Origin of the sequence: Devosia sp. LC5 (genome assembly GCF_000735585.1) — a bacterium.
Taxonomy (GTDB): domain Bacteria; phylum Pseudomonadota; class Alphaproteobacteria; order Rhizobiales; family Devosiaceae; genus Devosia.
The window spans coordinates 17,581-33,185 of sequence record NZ_JNNO01000019.1 but is presented as its reverse complement, the minus strand read 5'-3'; the positions used below and the strand labels follow the sequence as shown (position 1 = coordinate 33,185).

The 15,605-nt window shown below is 62.4% G+C and carries 14 protein-coding genes and 1 pseudogene; 10 read left to right on the top strand and 5 right to left on the bottom strand.

Going from position 1 to position 15,605, the window contains the following annotated elements; genetic code table 11:
- The first annotated feature begins 62 nt into the window (after positions 1-62).
- The 4 genes from radA (at position 63) to FF80_RS11455 (ending at position 4,621) form a co-directional block, all read left to right on the top strand.
- Positions 63-1,463 carry a DNA repair protein RadA gene (gene radA, locus FF80_RS11470; RefSeq protein ID WP_035100424.1) on the top strand — a complete coding sequence of 467 codons (1,401 nt, stop codon included), beginning with the start codon at positions 63-65 and terminating at the stop codon, positions 1,461-1,463.
- A gap of 130 nt (positions 1,464-1,593) precedes the next feature.
- Entirely contained in the window at positions 1,594-2,220 is a 627-nt protein-coding gene (locus FF80_RS11465; protein ID WP_035100423.1) for a CvpA family protein, read from the top strand.
- 164 nt (positions 2,221-2,384) lie between these two features.
- Positions 2,385-3,887 (top strand): amidophosphoribosyltransferase, encoded by a 1,503-nt coding sequence (purF, locus tag FF80_RS11460; protein ID WP_035100422.1) that lies wholly within the window; start codon positions 2,385-2,387, stop codon positions 3,885-3,887.
- Complete coding sequence (locus tag FF80_RS11455) at positions 3,887-4,621, top strand: SDR family NAD(P)-dependent oxidoreductase (RefSeq protein WP_035100421.1); 735 nt, start codon at positions 3,887-3,889, stop codon at positions 4,619-4,621. Before purF ends, FF80_RS11455 begins: the two co-directional genes overlap by 1 nt.
- Before the next feature lie 67 nt (positions 4,622-4,688).
- Here the strand turns inward: FF80_RS11455 and FF80_RS11450 are convergent, their stop codons facing one another.
- The 4 genes from FF80_RS11450 to FF80_RS21910 form a co-directional block, all read right to left on the bottom strand.
- Positions 4,689-5,948, bottom strand: coding sequence for a hemolysin family protein (locus FF80_RS11450; protein WP_035100490.1), 1,260 nt, complete (start codon positions 5,946-5,948; stop codon positions 4,689-4,691).
- A 150-nt stretch (positions 5,949-6,098) separates the two neighbouring features.
- Positions 6,099-7,550: a ribosome biogenesis GTPase Der gene (gene der, locus FF80_RS11445; protein WP_035100420.1), complete on the bottom strand. Its 1,452-nt coding sequence runs from the start codon at positions 7,548-7,550 to the stop codon at positions 6,099-6,101.
- A 37-nt stretch (positions 7,551-7,587) separates the two neighbouring features.
- Positions 7,588-8,397, bottom strand: coding sequence for a tetratricopeptide repeat protein (locus tag FF80_RS11440; RefSeq protein ID WP_052153439.1), 810 nt, complete (start codon positions 8,395-8,397; stop codon positions 7,588-7,590).
- A gap of 82 nt (positions 8,398-8,479) precedes the next feature.
- Positions 8,480-9,097 (bottom strand): 2'-5' RNA ligase family protein, encoded by a 618-nt coding sequence (locus tag FF80_RS21910; RefSeq protein ID WP_035100419.1) that lies wholly within the window; start codon positions 9,095-9,097, stop codon positions 8,480-8,482.
- Between the two features lie 271 nt (positions 9,098-9,368).
- Between FF80_RS21910 and FF80_RS11430 the strand changes: the two genes are divergently transcribed.
- Positions 9,369-9,854: a nitrilase-related carbon-nitrogen hydrolase gene (locus tag FF80_RS11430; RefSeq protein WP_052153438.1), complete on the top strand. Its 486-nt coding sequence runs from the start codon at positions 9,369-9,371 to the stop codon at positions 9,852-9,854.
- 260 nt (positions 9,855-10,114) lie between these two features.
- Here the strand turns inward: FF80_RS11430 and FF80_RS11425 are convergent.
- Positions 10,115-11,151, bottom strand: a pseudogene (locus tag FF80_RS11425) (IS110 family transposase).
- Positions 11,152-11,206: 55 nt separating this feature from the next.
- Here FF80_RS11425 and FF80_RS11420 point away from each other — a divergent pair.
- From FF80_RS11420 to FF80_RS11400, 5 genes are all read left to right on the top strand, one after another.
- Positions 11,207-11,608, top strand: a complete 402-nt coding sequence (locus FF80_RS11420; protein ID WP_052153437.1) for a nitrilase-related carbon-nitrogen hydrolase — start codon at positions 11,207-11,209, stop codon at positions 11,606-11,608.
- Positions 11,605-12,393: a hypothetical protein gene (locus FF80_RS11415; RefSeq protein ID WP_035100417.1), complete on the top strand. Its 789-nt coding sequence runs from the start codon at positions 11,605-11,607 to the stop codon at positions 12,391-12,393. The genes FF80_RS11420 and FF80_RS11415 overlap by 4 nt, the downstream gene beginning before the upstream one ends.
- A 27-nt stretch (positions 12,394-12,420) precedes the next feature.
- Entirely contained in the window at positions 12,421-13,047 is a 627-nt protein-coding gene (locus tag FF80_RS11410; protein WP_035100415.1) for a GntR family transcriptional regulator, read from the top strand.
- A 66-nt stretch (positions 13,048-13,113) separates the two neighbouring features.
- A complete protein-coding gene (locus tag FF80_RS11405; RefSeq protein WP_035100413.1) occupies positions 13,114-13,794 on the top strand; it encodes a GntR family transcriptional regulator in 681 nt (226 codons plus the stop codon).
- Between the two features lie 144 nt (positions 13,795-13,938).
- Entirely contained in the window at positions 13,939-15,600 is a 1,662-nt protein-coding gene (locus FF80_RS11400) for a peptide ABC transporter substrate-binding protein (RefSeq protein WP_152558353.1), read from the top strand.
- Positions 15,601-15,605: the final 5 nt, after the last annotated feature.

Sequence of the window (15,605 nt, the reverse complement as noted above, 5' to 3'; positions counted from 1 at the left end):
TTGTTCTTGCGATGACTGGCATTTGCGGCTAGCGTCGGCATAGTTGCATTCGCGAGTTTCCATTGGCCAAATCCCGATCTTCCTTCGTCTGCCAAGCCTGTGGTGCCGTCTCGACCCGGTGGCAGGGGCGCTGTGACGCCTGTGGTGACTGGAACACCATGGTGGAGGAGCTGGCCGATAGCGGCGTCGGCGCGGGCCCCAAATCGGCCAAGGCCAATGGCAAGCCGGCAAATCTGGTGCCGCTGTCCGGGGAAACCGAGAGCGCGGCGCGCGTCGTGACCGGCATTGGCGAACTGGACCGGGTCACCGGCGGCGGCTTTGTGATGGGATCGGCCCTGCTGGTGGGCGGCGACCCCGGTATCGGCAAATCGACGCTGTTGCTGCAATCGGCGGCGGCTTTGGCCAATCGGGGCAAGCGCGTCGTTTATGTTTCCGGCGAAGAAGCGGTGGCACAAGTGCGGCTGCGGGCGCAGCGGCTCGGGCTGGGCGATGCCGAAGTGCTGCTGGCGGCCGAAACCAATGTCGAGATCATCCTGGCGACGCTGGAAAATGGCCCTGCCCCGGACCTTGTCATCATCGATTCGATCCAGACGCTGTGGACCGACCGCGTCGATTCGGCGCCCGGCACAGTGACCCAGGTGCGCACCTCGGCGCAGGCGTTGACGCGCTTTGCCAAGAAAAGCGGGGCCGCGGTCGTGCTGGTGGGTCATGTCACCAAGGATGGGCAGATCGCGGGGCCGCGGGTGGTCGAGCACATGGTCGATGCGGTGCTCTATTTTGAGGGCGACACCAGCCACACATTCCGCATTCTACGCGGGGTGAAGAACCGCTATGGCGCGACCGATGAGATCGGAGTGTTCGCCATGACCGAATTGGGGCTGGAGGAAGTCTCCAATCCGTCGGCGCTATTTCTCGACCAGCGGGATGAGGGCGCGGCGGGTTCGGCGGTCTTTGCCGGCATGGAGGGCACACGGCCGCTGCTGATCGAAATCCAGGCGCTGGTGGCGCCTTCTCCGCTGGGCACGCCGCGACGGGCGGTGGTGGGCTGGGACAGCTCGCGCCTTTCCATGGTGCTGGCCGTGCTCGAAACGCGCTGCGGGGTGCGGATCGGGGCAAATGATATCTATCTTAACGTAGCGGGCGGACTGAAAATCAATGAGCCGGCGGCCGATCTGGCGGTGGCGGCAGCGCTGATTTCCTCGCTGACCGGCTCGCCCCTGCCCAAGGATTCGGTTTATTTCGGCGAAATCTCGCTGGCGGGCGGCGTGCGGCCGGTGGTGCATGGCTCGCTACGGCTGCGGGAAGCGGGTAAATTGGGCTTCAAAGCGGTGTCGACCGGACGGCTGAGCAATGCAGACCGCAATAGCGGGCTTGATGTGTCCGAGTTCACCGCTTTATCGGAACTGGTGGGGCGGATTGCGGCCAATGGCAAGGCTCCGGCAAATGAGCCGGAGCAGTGGTAGAGCCGGCACAGTTTTGTCTCTTTCTGGGAAGATCGCAGGTCAGAGGTGCCGTAAGCCTTGGCTTTGCAACACAAAGCGGCTAAACGAAGCCCAATAAGCCGGGGCGGCAACTGGAGCTAAGCGAAGACATATGCTGACAGCGTTCGACGTTGGTGTTGGTGTACTGGTGCTGATTTCGGCAATCCTGGCCACCGCGCGCGGGCTAACCCGCGAAGTGCTTTCGCTGGCGACCTGGGCCGGCTCGGCCGCTATCGCCATCTATATGTGGCAGTACCATCCTGAAATTGCCCGGCAATATATTGCCGAGCAAATCGTTGCCGATATCGCCACGGTGGTGGTGACTTTCATCGTCGCGCTGATCGTGCTGCATCTTTTGACCATGCGCATTGCCGACTTTGTCGTCGATAGCCGCGTCGGTCCGATCGATCGCACGCTGGGTTTCGTCTTTGGCGTGTTGCGCGGTGTGCTGATCGCCATCGTCATCACGATTTTCGGCACCTGGCTGTTGCCCAACAATCTGCCGCCATGGGCTGCGCAGTCGCAATCGCTGCCGCATCTGCAGAATATGGGCAATACGCTGATCTCCATGCTGCCGGAAGGTCTTGAGCAGCAGGTTACCGAAATCCTCCAGGGTGGCACGGGCCTGACCGAAGACCCCGAAGCGCCACAGGCGCCGGTGGATGAAGGCACAGACTCGACCGAAGACGGCACGGTTCCGCCGGCAACGCCGCCGGCTCCGGTTGCGCCTGGCGCCTGAGGACGATCATTTTCCGGTGAGCGCGCTGTGCTCGCCACAACCCTGACCCGTTGTGACAACATTGGTCGGGGACACCAATTTGGGCTATTGCGTAGGGCGACAGCGCTGCGCACAGCCTTGTCGCCATTGGCGGCGGCAGTTCTGCAGTTGAGGGCAGCATTGGCATGGAGAGCCCGGTGAACCATCCGAGCGACGACTCATTCGATCTCAATGGCGACACGCTGCATGAAGAGTGCGGCGTGTTTGGCATTTTGGGGCATAACGATGCCGCCACCCTCACCGCGCTGGGGCTGCATGCCCTGCAGCATCGCGGCCAGGAAGCGGCTGGTATCGTCAGCTTCGACGGCAAACAGTTCTATACTGAAAAGCGCATGGGGCTGGTGGGCGACCATTATACGGACCCCGCTTTGCTGGCCAAGCTGCCCGGCGCGATCGCCATGGGCCATACGCGCTATTCGACCACGGGCGAAGTGGCGCTGCGCAATGTGCAGCCGCTGTTCGCCGAGCTCGAGGCAGGCGGCATCGCCATTGCTCATAACGGCAATTTCACTAACGGCCTGACGCTGCGCCGGCAAATCATCGCCACCGGCGCCATTTGCCAGTCAACCTCGGACACCGAAGTGGTGCTGCATCTGGTGGCACGGTCGCGCCATGCTTCCACCACCGACCGTTTCATCGACGCCATCCGCCAGATGGAAGGCGGCTATGCCATGCTGGCCATGACCCGCACCAAGCTGATTGCGGCGCGCGACCCAGTGGGTATCCGTCCGCTGGTGATGGGCGAATTGGATGGCAAGCCGATCTTCTGCTCGGAGACCTGCGCGCTCGACATGATCGGCGCCAAGTACATTCGCGACGTCGAGAATGGCGAAGTCATCATCTGCGAGATCCAGCCGGACGGCTCGATCAGCATCGATGAACGCAAGCCGGCCCGGCCCGCGCCCGAGCGGCCCTGCCTGTTCGAATATGTCTATTTCGCCCGCCCCGATTCGGTGGTGGCCGGCCGCAGCGTCTATTCGGCGCGCAAGGGCATGGGCATTAACCTCGCCAAGGAAGCGCCGGTCGAGGCCGATGTGGTGGTGCCAGTGCCCGATGGCGGCACGCCGGCGGCAATCGGCTATGCGCAGCAGAGCGGCATTCCGTTCGAGCTGGGCATTATCCGCAACCATTATGTTGGCCGCACCTTTATCGAGCCTACGCAATCGATCCGCGCCTTTGGCGTCAAACTCAAACATTCGGCCAATCGCGCCGAGATCGCCGGCAAGCGTGTCGTGCTGGTCGATGATTCGATCGTGCGGGGCACCACCTCGCTCAAGATCGTGCAGATGATCCGCGATGCGGGGGCGACCGAAGTGCATCTGCGGGTCGCCAGCCCGATGATCTTTTTCTCCGATTATTACGGCATCGACACGCCGGACCCGGAAAAGCTGCTGGCCAACCAGCATGAGAATCTGGCGTCGATGTGCCAGTTCATCGGCGCGGATTCGCTGGCGTTCCTGTCTATCGACGGGCTCTATGACGCGGTGGGTGGCGAGCCGCGCAATCCCAGGGCGCCGCAATTTACCGACCATTATTTCACTGGCGACTATCCGACACAGTTGACCGATCTGAACGGCCGCGCCAAGAACGAGCCGAAACACATCTCCCTGCTCAAAGAGGCCGGCTAATGGCTGTATCCAATGACCTTGCCGGCAAGGTCATCCTCGTCACCGGCGCCTCGCGCGGCATCGGTTATGCAAGCGCCATCGAGGCGGCACGGCGCGGCGCCCATGTGGTTGCGGTGGCTCGCACCGTGGGCGGGCTCGAAGAACTGGATGACGAAATCCAGGACCTGGGCTCCTCGACGACGCTGGTGCCGCTCGACCTGCGCGATGGCGATGCCATTGACCGGCTTGGCGCGGCCATTTTCGAGCGTTGGGGCGCGTTGGACGGCCTGGTCGCCAATGCCGGGCAATTGGGCGTGCTCAGCCCCCTGCCCCATGTGTCGCCGGAAGATTTCGACAAGGTCATTGCGGTCAATGTAACGGCCAATTACCGGCTGTTGCGCTCTTGTGACCTGCTGCTGCGGCAGGCTGATGCCGGGCGGGCGGTTTTCGTCTCATCCTCGTCAGCCCGCTCTGCCCGACCCTATTGGGGCCTCTATGCCGCCAGCAAGGCCGCCGTAGACGCCATGGTCAAATCCTATGCCGGCGAAGTCGAGCAGACCAAGGTGCGGGTCAATGTGTTTTACCCTGGCGCGGTTCGTACCGCGATGCGGGCCAAGGCAATGCCCGGGGAAGATCCGGCGACGCTGCCGACGCCTGCCGAGATCGCGCCCAGGCTGATCGATCTGTTGAACCCCGCGCTCAAGGAAAACGGCCAGCTGTTCGACATGCGGACTGGCGCTTTCGAAGAGATTTAGGGCCACATACCAGGCCAACAAAAAGGGCGCCGCGCGGCGCCCTTTTCTTGTAGCAAAGGCGCGCTGGCTAAAGCTGGGTCATCAAGATCTTGTCGATGCGGCGGCCATCGAGATCGAGTACCTCGAATTTCCAGCCATTGTGTTCGAAGGTCTCGCCCACCGCCGGCAGGCGGTTGATGATGGACAGGACGTAGCCGGCAACGGTCTCGAACTTGGCATCCTTGGGGATGGCCACCTTGAGCTTTTCGCTGAACTCGTCCACGGGCATCCACCCGGCAACGAGCCAGGAACCGTCCTCGCGCCGGACCAGCGCCGGATCGTCGCCGGTTTCTTCCTGGAAGACGCCGGTGATGACCTCGAGAATATCGGCCGAAGTCACGATGCCTTCGAAATGGCCGTATTCGTCCACCACCAGAGCCATGTGGACCGTGGCGTTGCGGATGGCGCGCACCACGTCGAGCGCGTCGGCATGATCCATCACGACCGGCACTGGCTGCACGAATTTGCGCACATCGAGCGGCTGGCCATTGGCGAAGACGCTGATGATGTCCTTGATGGCCACGACGCCGATAATCGAATCGGCGTCACCATCCTGCACCAGCAGCCGCGAGCGGTGCGTGCCCAGGATGGCCTTGCGGATTTCGTCGCTGTCATCGGACAGATCGATCACGTCGACATCGAGACGCGGCGTCATCAGGCCACGGGCCGAGCGGTCGGCGAGGCGCATCACGCCAGAAATCATCGAATGCTCGTCGCTCTCGATAATGCCCGTCGTGGCGGCCTCGGCGATGAGGGTCTTGACCTCTTCCTCGGTGACTTTCTCCTCGGATTCCTCGTTCTGCCCCAACAGGGTCAGAACCGCCTTGCCGGAAATATCGAGGATGAAGACGATGGGCGAACCTATGGCGGCGAGCAGTTTCATGCCCGGCGCCACGCGTGAGGCGACGCCTTCCGGATCACGCAGGGCGATCTGCTTGGGCACCAATTCGCCCAGGATCAGCGAGATATAGGTGATGGCGACCACGACAACGCCGACGCCCAGCACATCGGCCACGCTGGCGGCCACCCCGATATCCTTTAGCCAATCGGTCAGGCGCAAGCCCAGGGTGGCGCCGGAGAAAGCGCCGGACAGGATACCCACCAGGGTAATACCAATCTGGACGGAGGAGAGAAATTTGCCGGGGTCTTCGGCGAGGCGGATGGCCGTGGCGGCCCCCTTGTTGCCCTGGTCGGCCATGGCACGAAGGCGTGCTGGCCGTGACGAGACAACTGCCAGTTCGGACATCGCCAACACGCCATTGACGATAGTGAGAACGACGACGATCAGTATTTCTAGGAACAAGGTCTCAACAATGGATGCGGCCCCGCACTCAGCATCGGGTCGCTTAAGGTTGCGCAATATAGCGTCAATCGCGCCGAATGCACTATGGCTGTGGGCAAAACAGTGAAGGACGGCCAAGGCCGCCCTTCATATGCATCAGCCGATCTTGCGCTTACGCTTGTCGTTATAGGGATTGTCGCTGCCGGCGCGTACCCAAAGCCGAATCGGGGTGCCCTGGATGTCGAAGGCCTCGCGCAGGCCATTCACCAGATAGCGCTGATAGGCCATCGGCAGGGCCTCGGGCCGCGAGGCGAATAGGATGAAGCTGGGCGGCCTGGTCTTGGCCTGCGTCATGTAGCGCAGCTTGAGGCGGCGGCCGGAGACTGCAGGTGGCGGATGGCTCTCGGTCATGCCGGTCAGCCAGCGATTGAGGCGGGCGGTGGAGACATGGGAGTTCCAGCTGCGCTCGATCTTGAAGATCGCGTCCATCAGCTTGTCGATATTCTTGCCGGTGAGACCGGACAGCGTGACCAGCGGCACGCCGCGCAGCTGCGGCAGTAGACGCGTGCAGGCTTCCTTGAGCGCTGCGAGAGCCGCGTTCTTGTCCTCGATCAGGTCCCACTTGTTGACGGCGATAACCAGCGCCCTGCCCTCGCGTTCGACCAGATCGGCCAGCGCCAGATCCTGCTTTTCGAAGGGAATGGTGGCATCGAGCATCAGCACGACGACTTCGGCATATTGGATGGAGCGCAGACTGTCGCCGACAGCCAGCTTTTCCAGCTTTTCCTGGACGCGCGCACGGCGGCGAATGCCGGCGGTATCGACCAGGTTGATTACCCGGCCTTCCCATTCCCACGGCACCAGGATGCTGTCGCGGGTGATGCCGGCCTCGGGGCCGACCAGCACGCGGTCTTCGCCGACCATGCGGTTGATCAGCGTGGACTTGCCCGCATTGGGGCGGCCGACAATGGCGACGTTGAGATAGCGCTTGGGATTCCAGCGCAGGGTGGCTTCCTCGCCCTCCCCGTCGAGCATGTCCTCGGTGATGTCGACATCGACCTCGGGCATTTCGTCGAGATCGGCGATGGTCTCGGCTTCCTTATTGGCCTCGGCCTCGTCGATCGCCTTGGAGACGATGGAATAGAGTTCGGAGAGGCCCAGCCCGTGTTCGGCCGAGAGCGGAATCGGTTCGCCAAAGCCGAGCTTGAAGGCCTCGACCAGCCCCGCCTCGGCGGCGCTGCTTTCGGCCTTGTTGCCCACCAGATGCACGTCCTTGCCGGCCTTGCGCAGCACCTGCGCGAAACGCTGGTCGAGCGGCACGACACCGGCGCGGGCGTCGATCATGAACAGGATGACGTCGGCTTCCCTGATGGCCATTTCGGTTTGCTGGCGCATGCGGTCTTCAAGGCTGCCATCGGTGACGTCTTCGTAGCCGGCAGTGTCGAGAATGCGGAACGTCAGGTCGGCGATATGGCCCTCGGCCTCGCGCCGGTCACGGGTGACGCCCGGCGTGTCGTCAACCAGCGCAATCTTGCGCCCGACGAGGCGGTTAAACAGGGTCGATTTGCCGACATTGGGGCGACCGACGATGGCAATTGTGACGGTCATAGAAACTGTGTTCCGATCAGGCAGAATCCGGCCGGCCCTATTGCAGGGCCGGTGCGGTCTCGTTGGTGGCGGCAGGAGAAGCGGGGGCAGCGGGTTCGGCGCTATCGGCCGCCGGAGCGTCGTCGCTGACGATCTGGTCGATGGCATTGGCAGCGTCGTCGGCTGACGTGGCAGCCGGAGCATCAGCGGCGATGACGCCTTCAGACACGAGCTGGGCGAGATAATAGCCCATGCGGTTGCGCGTGCTGCTCTGGGCCATCGGGTCGTTGACGACGGCCTCAAAGCTGGTCTGGGCGGCGGCGAAGTCGCCAGCCTTGTAGTGAGCAAGGCCGAGGGCTTCGCGGGCGGCATTGCGCAGCGGATTGCCATCGGTGGCGATGGTTTCGACGCGCGACTGCACATCGGCCAGGGAGCCGGTATCGATCAGCAGGTTGCCCGCGAGGACGAGAGCCAGTTCGCGCAGGCGGATATTGTCCAGCGAATTTGCTAGCGCGTCATAGGCGGCGACCGCCTCTGCAGTGTTGCCTGCCTTAGCCAGTACGCCGGCCTTGCGGAATTCGGCCAGGGTCGGATAGCGGCCCGAGCCATCGGCAATCACCTTATCGAGTGCGGCCTGCGCCGCCGGCAGGTCGCCGCCTTCGATCAGGTCGAAGGCCGCATAAAGCTCGTCGGAAGACTGCGCGGCATTGTTGGAATGGTACCAGGACCAGCCTTCGTTGACGGCGACCAGGGCAACCACGGCAACCGCCGCACCGATGACATAGGGCGCGAAGCGGCGCCAGAAGGCGCGCATACGGTCGGAGCGGAGCTCCTCGTCGACTTCGCGGAAAATATTGTCCTGGGACATGGATGGCCTAGCGTCACGAATGAATTGGGGCGCACGTTTAGCACGGTGCCGGGGGAATGCAAATGCGCGCTTGGCTTGGGCGTTAGCGGCCCAGCCGCCATTCCCCAAGACATTCGGGCCGCGCCTCGCCAAGTGTGGTGCGAACGAGAAAGAACTGCCGCACGCGCCAGCGGAATGGCCGGGACAGGGGCTGCTGGGGAACCGTGCCGGTATCATACCACAAAGTCATGTGCGGCAAGATGCTTGAGGGGCCGCCCTCAAGGCCTCGCCGAAGCATCTCACGCCGCAGCCCGGCATGAAGCGCCTGGATCTCACGCTGCCCTGTCGAGCAGCTGAGCACTGTCGGAAATTGCCGCCCTCTGCGGCCCTTGCCTCCCCCATCCAACGTCATGAGCCGATCGAACGTGACGTCAAATGCCGGCCGCCGGATAGCTTGGCCAATCTCCAGCGCGGCATCGAGGTCGTCGGCCGGTATCTCGTCACCCTCGCCTATACCATGGAGCGACGCGTGGATCCGTGCCGCCCGAATGGGGCGCCGGACACCGAAACGCCGCGACGTTTGCAAGGCGAAGTACTCCACGTCCTGGGCAATCGCGGGTGGAGGCAGAAGGGTGAAATACCAGCGATGCGTTGGGAACACTCGCCCCGCCTGCACTAATTTTGGCGTGCCACCGCCAAACAGATCAAGCTGCATATCCATTTTGACCGGCCATTTCTGTTCTCTATTTGTTCTTTAATAGAACAGCAGAGAGCGATGGTCAACGGTCAGGTCCATCCGGCCGATCCGCATCGCTTCGGAGGCTGCGTTCAAGGCAGATCAGCGCCAAGCTGGTTGGTTGGCACGCAATGGCCCGAATATCCGCAATAACCCTCGCGGATGCCCCTCTTTTGACGTCGCCGCCGCGAAGGTTGACTTGACGCTGCAAGCTCGAAATATTGGCGCTTAAATTGGCGCCAATTTGAGGGTTTGCATGCGCATTTCACTGCATCAGATGACGACGACGCTCGATGTCGAAAGCAACACTGCCATTGTGGTGGCCGAAATCGAGCGGGCAGCCGCTGCTGAGGCAGAGCTGGCTTGTTTCCCTGAGGCGGTCAATGTGCTCTGCGGCGACCAACAAGCCCTGCGCGCGGCAATTCCGCGCGAACACGATTGCCTGGTGCTCGCGCAGGCACGCATCGCGGCACGGCGCTTTGGCGTCAGCGTCAATCTCGGCTCAGTTCTGCTGCGGCTGGACGACGGCGTACTGGTCAACCGCTCCTGCTTGATCGGCGCACGGGGCGAGGTTTTGGCGACTTATGACAAGGTTCATTTGTTCGATGCGCAGCTCGACGACGATTCCGAGCTGGAATCGGCGCTCTATCGCCCCGGCGATGCCGCCGTGCTCGTCCGCACCCCATCGGCAAATCTGGGCCTGACGATCTTCTGTGGATGGCCCCCGCATTGCAAGAGGTAATTCGACGTTATGGCGCGTTGGTCGGGTGCAGTCTTCTGTCCGGCCTGTTGATGCAGCCATAGGAGACTGCTGGCCCTGATGGGGTCGGCGAACAAGGTCCCAATCTGCTTAGCAGGCCATGACGCCTCTGACAGTCCGTGGGTTGTCCCTGTTTCCGGCCTGACCGGTTTCGCCATCACATCGCGTCGCTCTCACAACCTCATAGAGCCGATTGGCCGGCTCGAACTGTTTCCCGCTTCAGGATCTCATCTCGTGGCGCTTTACGCTGCCAGATAGGGCATATGGCGAGCCTGGTAGACCTCGCCTCGAACCATGATCGCCCAGACCACCCGGGCCATCTTGTTCGCCATGGCGACGCTCGCCACGCGCACCGGTTTCCTGGCGAGGAGTGCGACCAGCCTGGGGTCCGCAGTCTCCGGCTTGTATTTAGCTCCGCGGATCAACGATGTCGCACCGACCACCAGCAGCTTCCTCAGATATCGATCACCCATCTTGGTAATCCGACCGAGTCGGTCCTTGCCACCACTGGAGTTTTGCGAAGGCGTAAGCCCAAGCCAGGCGGCAAACTCCCGACCCGAACGGAACTGTCCCGGATCAGCCACCGATGCAGCCAGCGCTGTTGCACCGACCGGGCCGATGCCTGGAATAGTCGACAGCCGCCGTGCCACGTCGTCAGTTCTCTGCAGGACAAGGATCGAACGATCGATCGCCTGCAAACGGATATGGGCGTCGAGAACCTGTTCGCATAACAGGCAAAGAATCTGCATCGCCATCGGAGGCACGTCTGGTGCCATTTCTTTCGCTGCGATTTGGCGTGCCAGGCCAAGCGCCCGCAGCAAACCTTCGGGGATGTCGATGCCGAACTCGGCCAGGAGGCTGCGGATCATGTTGACCAGTTGCGTGCGTTGCTTGACCAGGAGATTGCGCGTGCGGTGAAGCGACAGCGCCGCCTGCTGCTCGGTCGACTTCATCGCCACAAACCGCATGGTCGGGCGGGTCACCGCTTCGCAGATCGCCTCGGCGTCCACCGCGTCGTTCTTGCCGCGCTTCACATACGGCTTCACGTAGGCCGGCGGCATCATGCGGACCTCATGACCGAGCTTGGTCAGCTCGCGCGCCCAATGATGCGATGTGCCGCACGCCTCCATGCCAATCAGACAGGGCGGCAACTTGGTGAAGAACGGCAGAACCTGCGATCGCCGCAGCGCCTTGCGCAAAACGACGTCTCCAGCCGCGTCAACGGCATGAACTTGAAAACACGCTTGGCCAGATCGAGGCCTATGGTGGTAATCTGCATGGCGGATGGCTCCTTTGCTCGGGTTGCCTGACAGCAAACCCACTTTGGCACTCAGATGCCGGGAGCGGGAGCCATCCACCTCATCTGCTTTGACATGCGGTTCTCCCACCTCTTCGTGGCTTTGGCCGAGGCCGGCGCCAATATCATCCTGGCCCCATCTTCCTTCTCGACCGTGACCGGCCCAGTCCATTGGTTGCCGCTGCTGCAGGCGCGGGCCATCGAAACCGGCTGCTTCGTCATCGCCGCCGCTCAATGCGGCCGGGCCGATGCCGATCTGACCACCTATGGGCACAGCGTCGCCATTTCGCCCTGGGGCGAGATCATGGCCATCGCGGCCGACGAGCCAACCATGCTCGTGGTCGATGCTAACCTTAGGGATGTCGACATCGCCCGGAGCAAGGTGCCGACATTGGCCCTGCGTCGTCCCACGCCTGTTACGGTGGTGGGCCGGCAATGATTGGTGAAGCCGAGCTCGCAATCGACCCACGCTTTGGCTTTGCCTATCGCCTGCCGCCATCGGGTCGCGCCAATCGGCCGCTGCTGATCGCCATTCACGGTAGCGACCGGATTTACCGGGAAACCCGCGACGCCTTTGCCGAACTGGCCGACCAGCACGATCTTGCCATCCTGGCGCCGCTCTTTGCCGAAGGCGCGGCCAATCCGGGCGTGGGCGATGGCTATAAATTCCTCGTCGAACCTGGCGCGAATTATCTCGATATCCTCGCCGCCATGCAGGCCCAATTCAGTCAGCTCTGCCCGTTCGACGCGGCTCAGGTTTACCTATTCGGCTTCTCCGGAGGCGGCCAGTTCGCGCAGCGTTTCGGCATCGTCCAGGCGAGCACCCTGGCGGGCCTGGTGATCGCCGCGCCCGGCAGCGTGACACTGATCGATAACACCCTGCCCTATTGGCCCGGCACGGGGGATATCGCCACTATTCTGGGCCGCCCCCTCGACGTGGCGGGTCTGACGCGCATTCCCGTGCATCTGATAATCGGCGGGGAGGATCGCGCGGCGGGGCTCGTCGAACGATCCTATGGCGCGCCTTATTACGCGGCGGAGGCGAACCTTGCCGGCACCGACCGGCATGAACGGATCGCGACATTGCAGCGCAATCTCATCACCCACGGCATTAAGGCCCCGCTCACCACACTGGACGGCGTGGGGCATGACTTTGCACCAATCGCCCGATGCGCCGCCGGAATTCTATCCGGATGGTTGGACGCGGCTAACTTGGCTCGCTAGTAGAGGAATACTGGAGGCGGGATCGGCATGGCCAAGCGCAGCGACAAGACGGATGTGGCCGAGCGCCTGCGCGCCGATCTGCTTGTCGGCAGCTATCGGCCGGGCGAATGGCTGCGTCAGATCGACATCGAGACGGCCTATGGCGTCACCCGGTTCGAGGTGCGTCAGGCTCTGTCCCAACTGGTCGTCGCGCGTCTGCTCGAACACGTGCCCAATCGCGGGTATCGAGTGGTGCAGACCAGCCAGGACGAGCGCAGCCACATGACCGATGTGCGTCTGCTGCTCGAAATACCCGCCGCACAGGCCGTGCTCGACCACGTCAGTCCCGCCGACATCGAACGGATCGCCCAGGCCGCCCAGGCCTTCGACACCGCGCTCGACACAAAACCACCCGCACAATTGCAGGCGCTCAATCACCAATTCCATCGCGCGATGTTCGATTGCTGCGGCAATCCCGCTTTGGCTGGGTTGATCCACGATCTGCGGGAGCGCGAAGTGCCCGGCACGAGGGACAGCTGGACCACGATGCAGCGCATGCGGGCCAGCAGCCAGGACCACCTTGATATGGTCGCGGCCCTGCGCGACCGGGACGGCGCGGCACTGGCTCAAGCCTGCCAACGGCATCTCAATCGCTGGCGGTCTGACGCCGCGTGAAGGCGTCTTTGTCTTGTTGTACAAAATATATTATGAGCCAGAGTCTTAACTCTCCAGGATCGACCCATGCCCCTGCCAGGCGCCGAAGCCGCGAGCCTTTATGAGAATGCCCAGGATCGCGCCTATCAGGAACTGCGCAATTGGATTCTCTATGGCCCGCTGAAGCCCGGTGAAATGATCCGCGATATCGATGTCGCCGAATTGCTGGGGATCAGCCGCACGCCAGTACGCGAAGCGATCATCCGCCTGACCCAGGAAGGCTTGATCACGGTCGGCAAGGGCCGCAAGAGCCGGGTGAGCGTGCCCGACATATCGCGCGCCGCCGATCTTTATCGCGTTGGCGCCCAGATGGACGCCATGGCGGCGCAAGATGCCCTCGCCCATTTTGGCCCTGAGCATCTCGCAAGCCTGCTGTCCCTCAACGAGCAGATGGATACTGAAACCGAGCCGGCGGCCCTGGTGGCGCTCGATCTGGCGTTCCACAACGTGTTCCGCCAGCTTGCCGGGCCTGTGCTGCAGGAATTCCTCAATCTGATCGAGGCCGAATTGTCCCGCCTTGAGCGGTTCGCCTTTGGCGATGCGCAGATCCGCTCGCTCACTCGCGGCGACCATCTCGCCATCATCGCGGCCTTCAAAAGCGGCAAGCCGGATGCCGCTGGAAAGGCCGTAATGGAAAATTGGCTCAATGCCTGGAGCCGTCTTTCTGCGCGACTAGCTGAACAGAAAACCTCTGCCCAAGACGCCTAAGCCGTTAAGTCCATTATCGAAATCGCCCCTTTGAATAGACGCAGCTCGCCTGACCAGATTCGGCTTGCCAGATGCGATCTTGTGTATAATATATTTTATATCGGACTGGTAAATCGCTGGTCCCAGCTGGGCATCGAGGGACAAATGGCTGCTGATCGTAACCGTCGCACACGGCATTCACGCGCGTCGCGCGCTCTGGCATTGACTGTACTGGGAACGGCGCTGGCGCTGCCAAGCATGGCAATGGCCGATGCCAGCAATGGCGTGCTGCGCGTGGGCACCAGTTTTACTTGCTCCTCGCTCAATCCCTATTCGACCACGCAGTCCTCGTGCCTCACCGCCTTGCGTTTGCTTTATCCCTCGCTTGGCCAGGCCGGCATCGGCTCGGAAATGACGCCCGACCTGGCTGAATCCTGGAGCGTCGATGAAACCGGCCTGATCTGGACCTTCAAGCTCAAATCCGGCGGCCAGTGGAGCGACGGCCAGCCCGTGACGGCAAAGGACGCCGCCTTCACCATCACCATGCTGCTGGCCCATGCCGATGGCCCCACCGCCCGCCGCGCCCGCGCCATCGCCAATGTCGATACCGCCGTGGCCAGCGACGATCAGACCCTGGTGGTCACGTTCAAGCAGCCCACGGCCAACGCGGTCGGCCGGCTGGCGCAGCTGATCATCGTGCCCGAGCACATCTGGGCGCCTTTGGCGGAGGGCGATGGGGCAGCGTTGTCCAGCTTCGCCAATGACCAACCGGTCGCCGGCGGCGCCTTCACCCTGGCGCGGTTCGAGCCGGACCAGGCCATCATCATGCAGCCCAATCCCAATTATTATGGTACCCCGACGGCCCTCAAAGGCGTTGGCATCCAGTTCTTCGGCGACTCCACCGCCATGGTTTCGGCGCTGCTCAACGACCAGATCGACGTGCTGACGCCGCTGCCGGTTACTTCAGTCGATGCCGTCACCAAGGCCGGCCTCAACGTCGCCAATTTCCCCGGCCTGCGCTTCCACAATTTGATCCTCAATAGCTCGGAAAATCAGACGGCCTTCCCCGAAATTCGCGATCCCAAGGTGCGTGAGGCCTTCGCCCATGCCATCGACCGGGCCAAGATTGCTGACGTCGCCTATCTCGGCTACGCCGTCCCCGGCGACGCCATGGTGCCCAAAGTCACCGGCGAATGGTCCAACCCCGCCATTGTGCCGGAAACCTTCGATCTGGAGCGAGCCAATGCGCTGCTCGACGAGGCCGGTTACGCCAAGGGCGCCGACGGCGTCCGCGTCGCCAATGGCCATCCCATGCGCTACAAAGTGCTGATCCCGGCCAATGTCGAAGGTGCCGAAGGCCTGCGCGCCCTCGATATCGTCACCGCCGATTTCAAACAGATCGGCGTGGAACTAGTGCCCGAGCAGGGCGATAGCAGCACCGTGTCGGACGCCATTGTCGGCCCCGACAATACCTATGCCAGCTCGACGATCGCCCAATGGGGCTGGATCCCACAGATGGACCCCGATTTCATCCTCTCGGTTCTGCTCTGCAAGCAAGTCGGTGGTCTCAACGAGTCCGGCTATTGCAACCCCGAATATGACGAACTCTACGACGCACAAGCTAGTGAAATCGACCCTGCCAAGCGTCAGCCGATTGTCTGGAAGATGCAGGAAATCACTCAGCGCGACCGCCCCTACATCGTCACCGTGCAGCAGAACAATATCGAAGCTTATTCGCCTAAATGGACCGGCTTTGTCGAAGACCCCATCGGTTTCCTTAACTACACGTCCAACCGCACTTTCGTGAATTTGCGCCCGGCCGAATAGGCCGA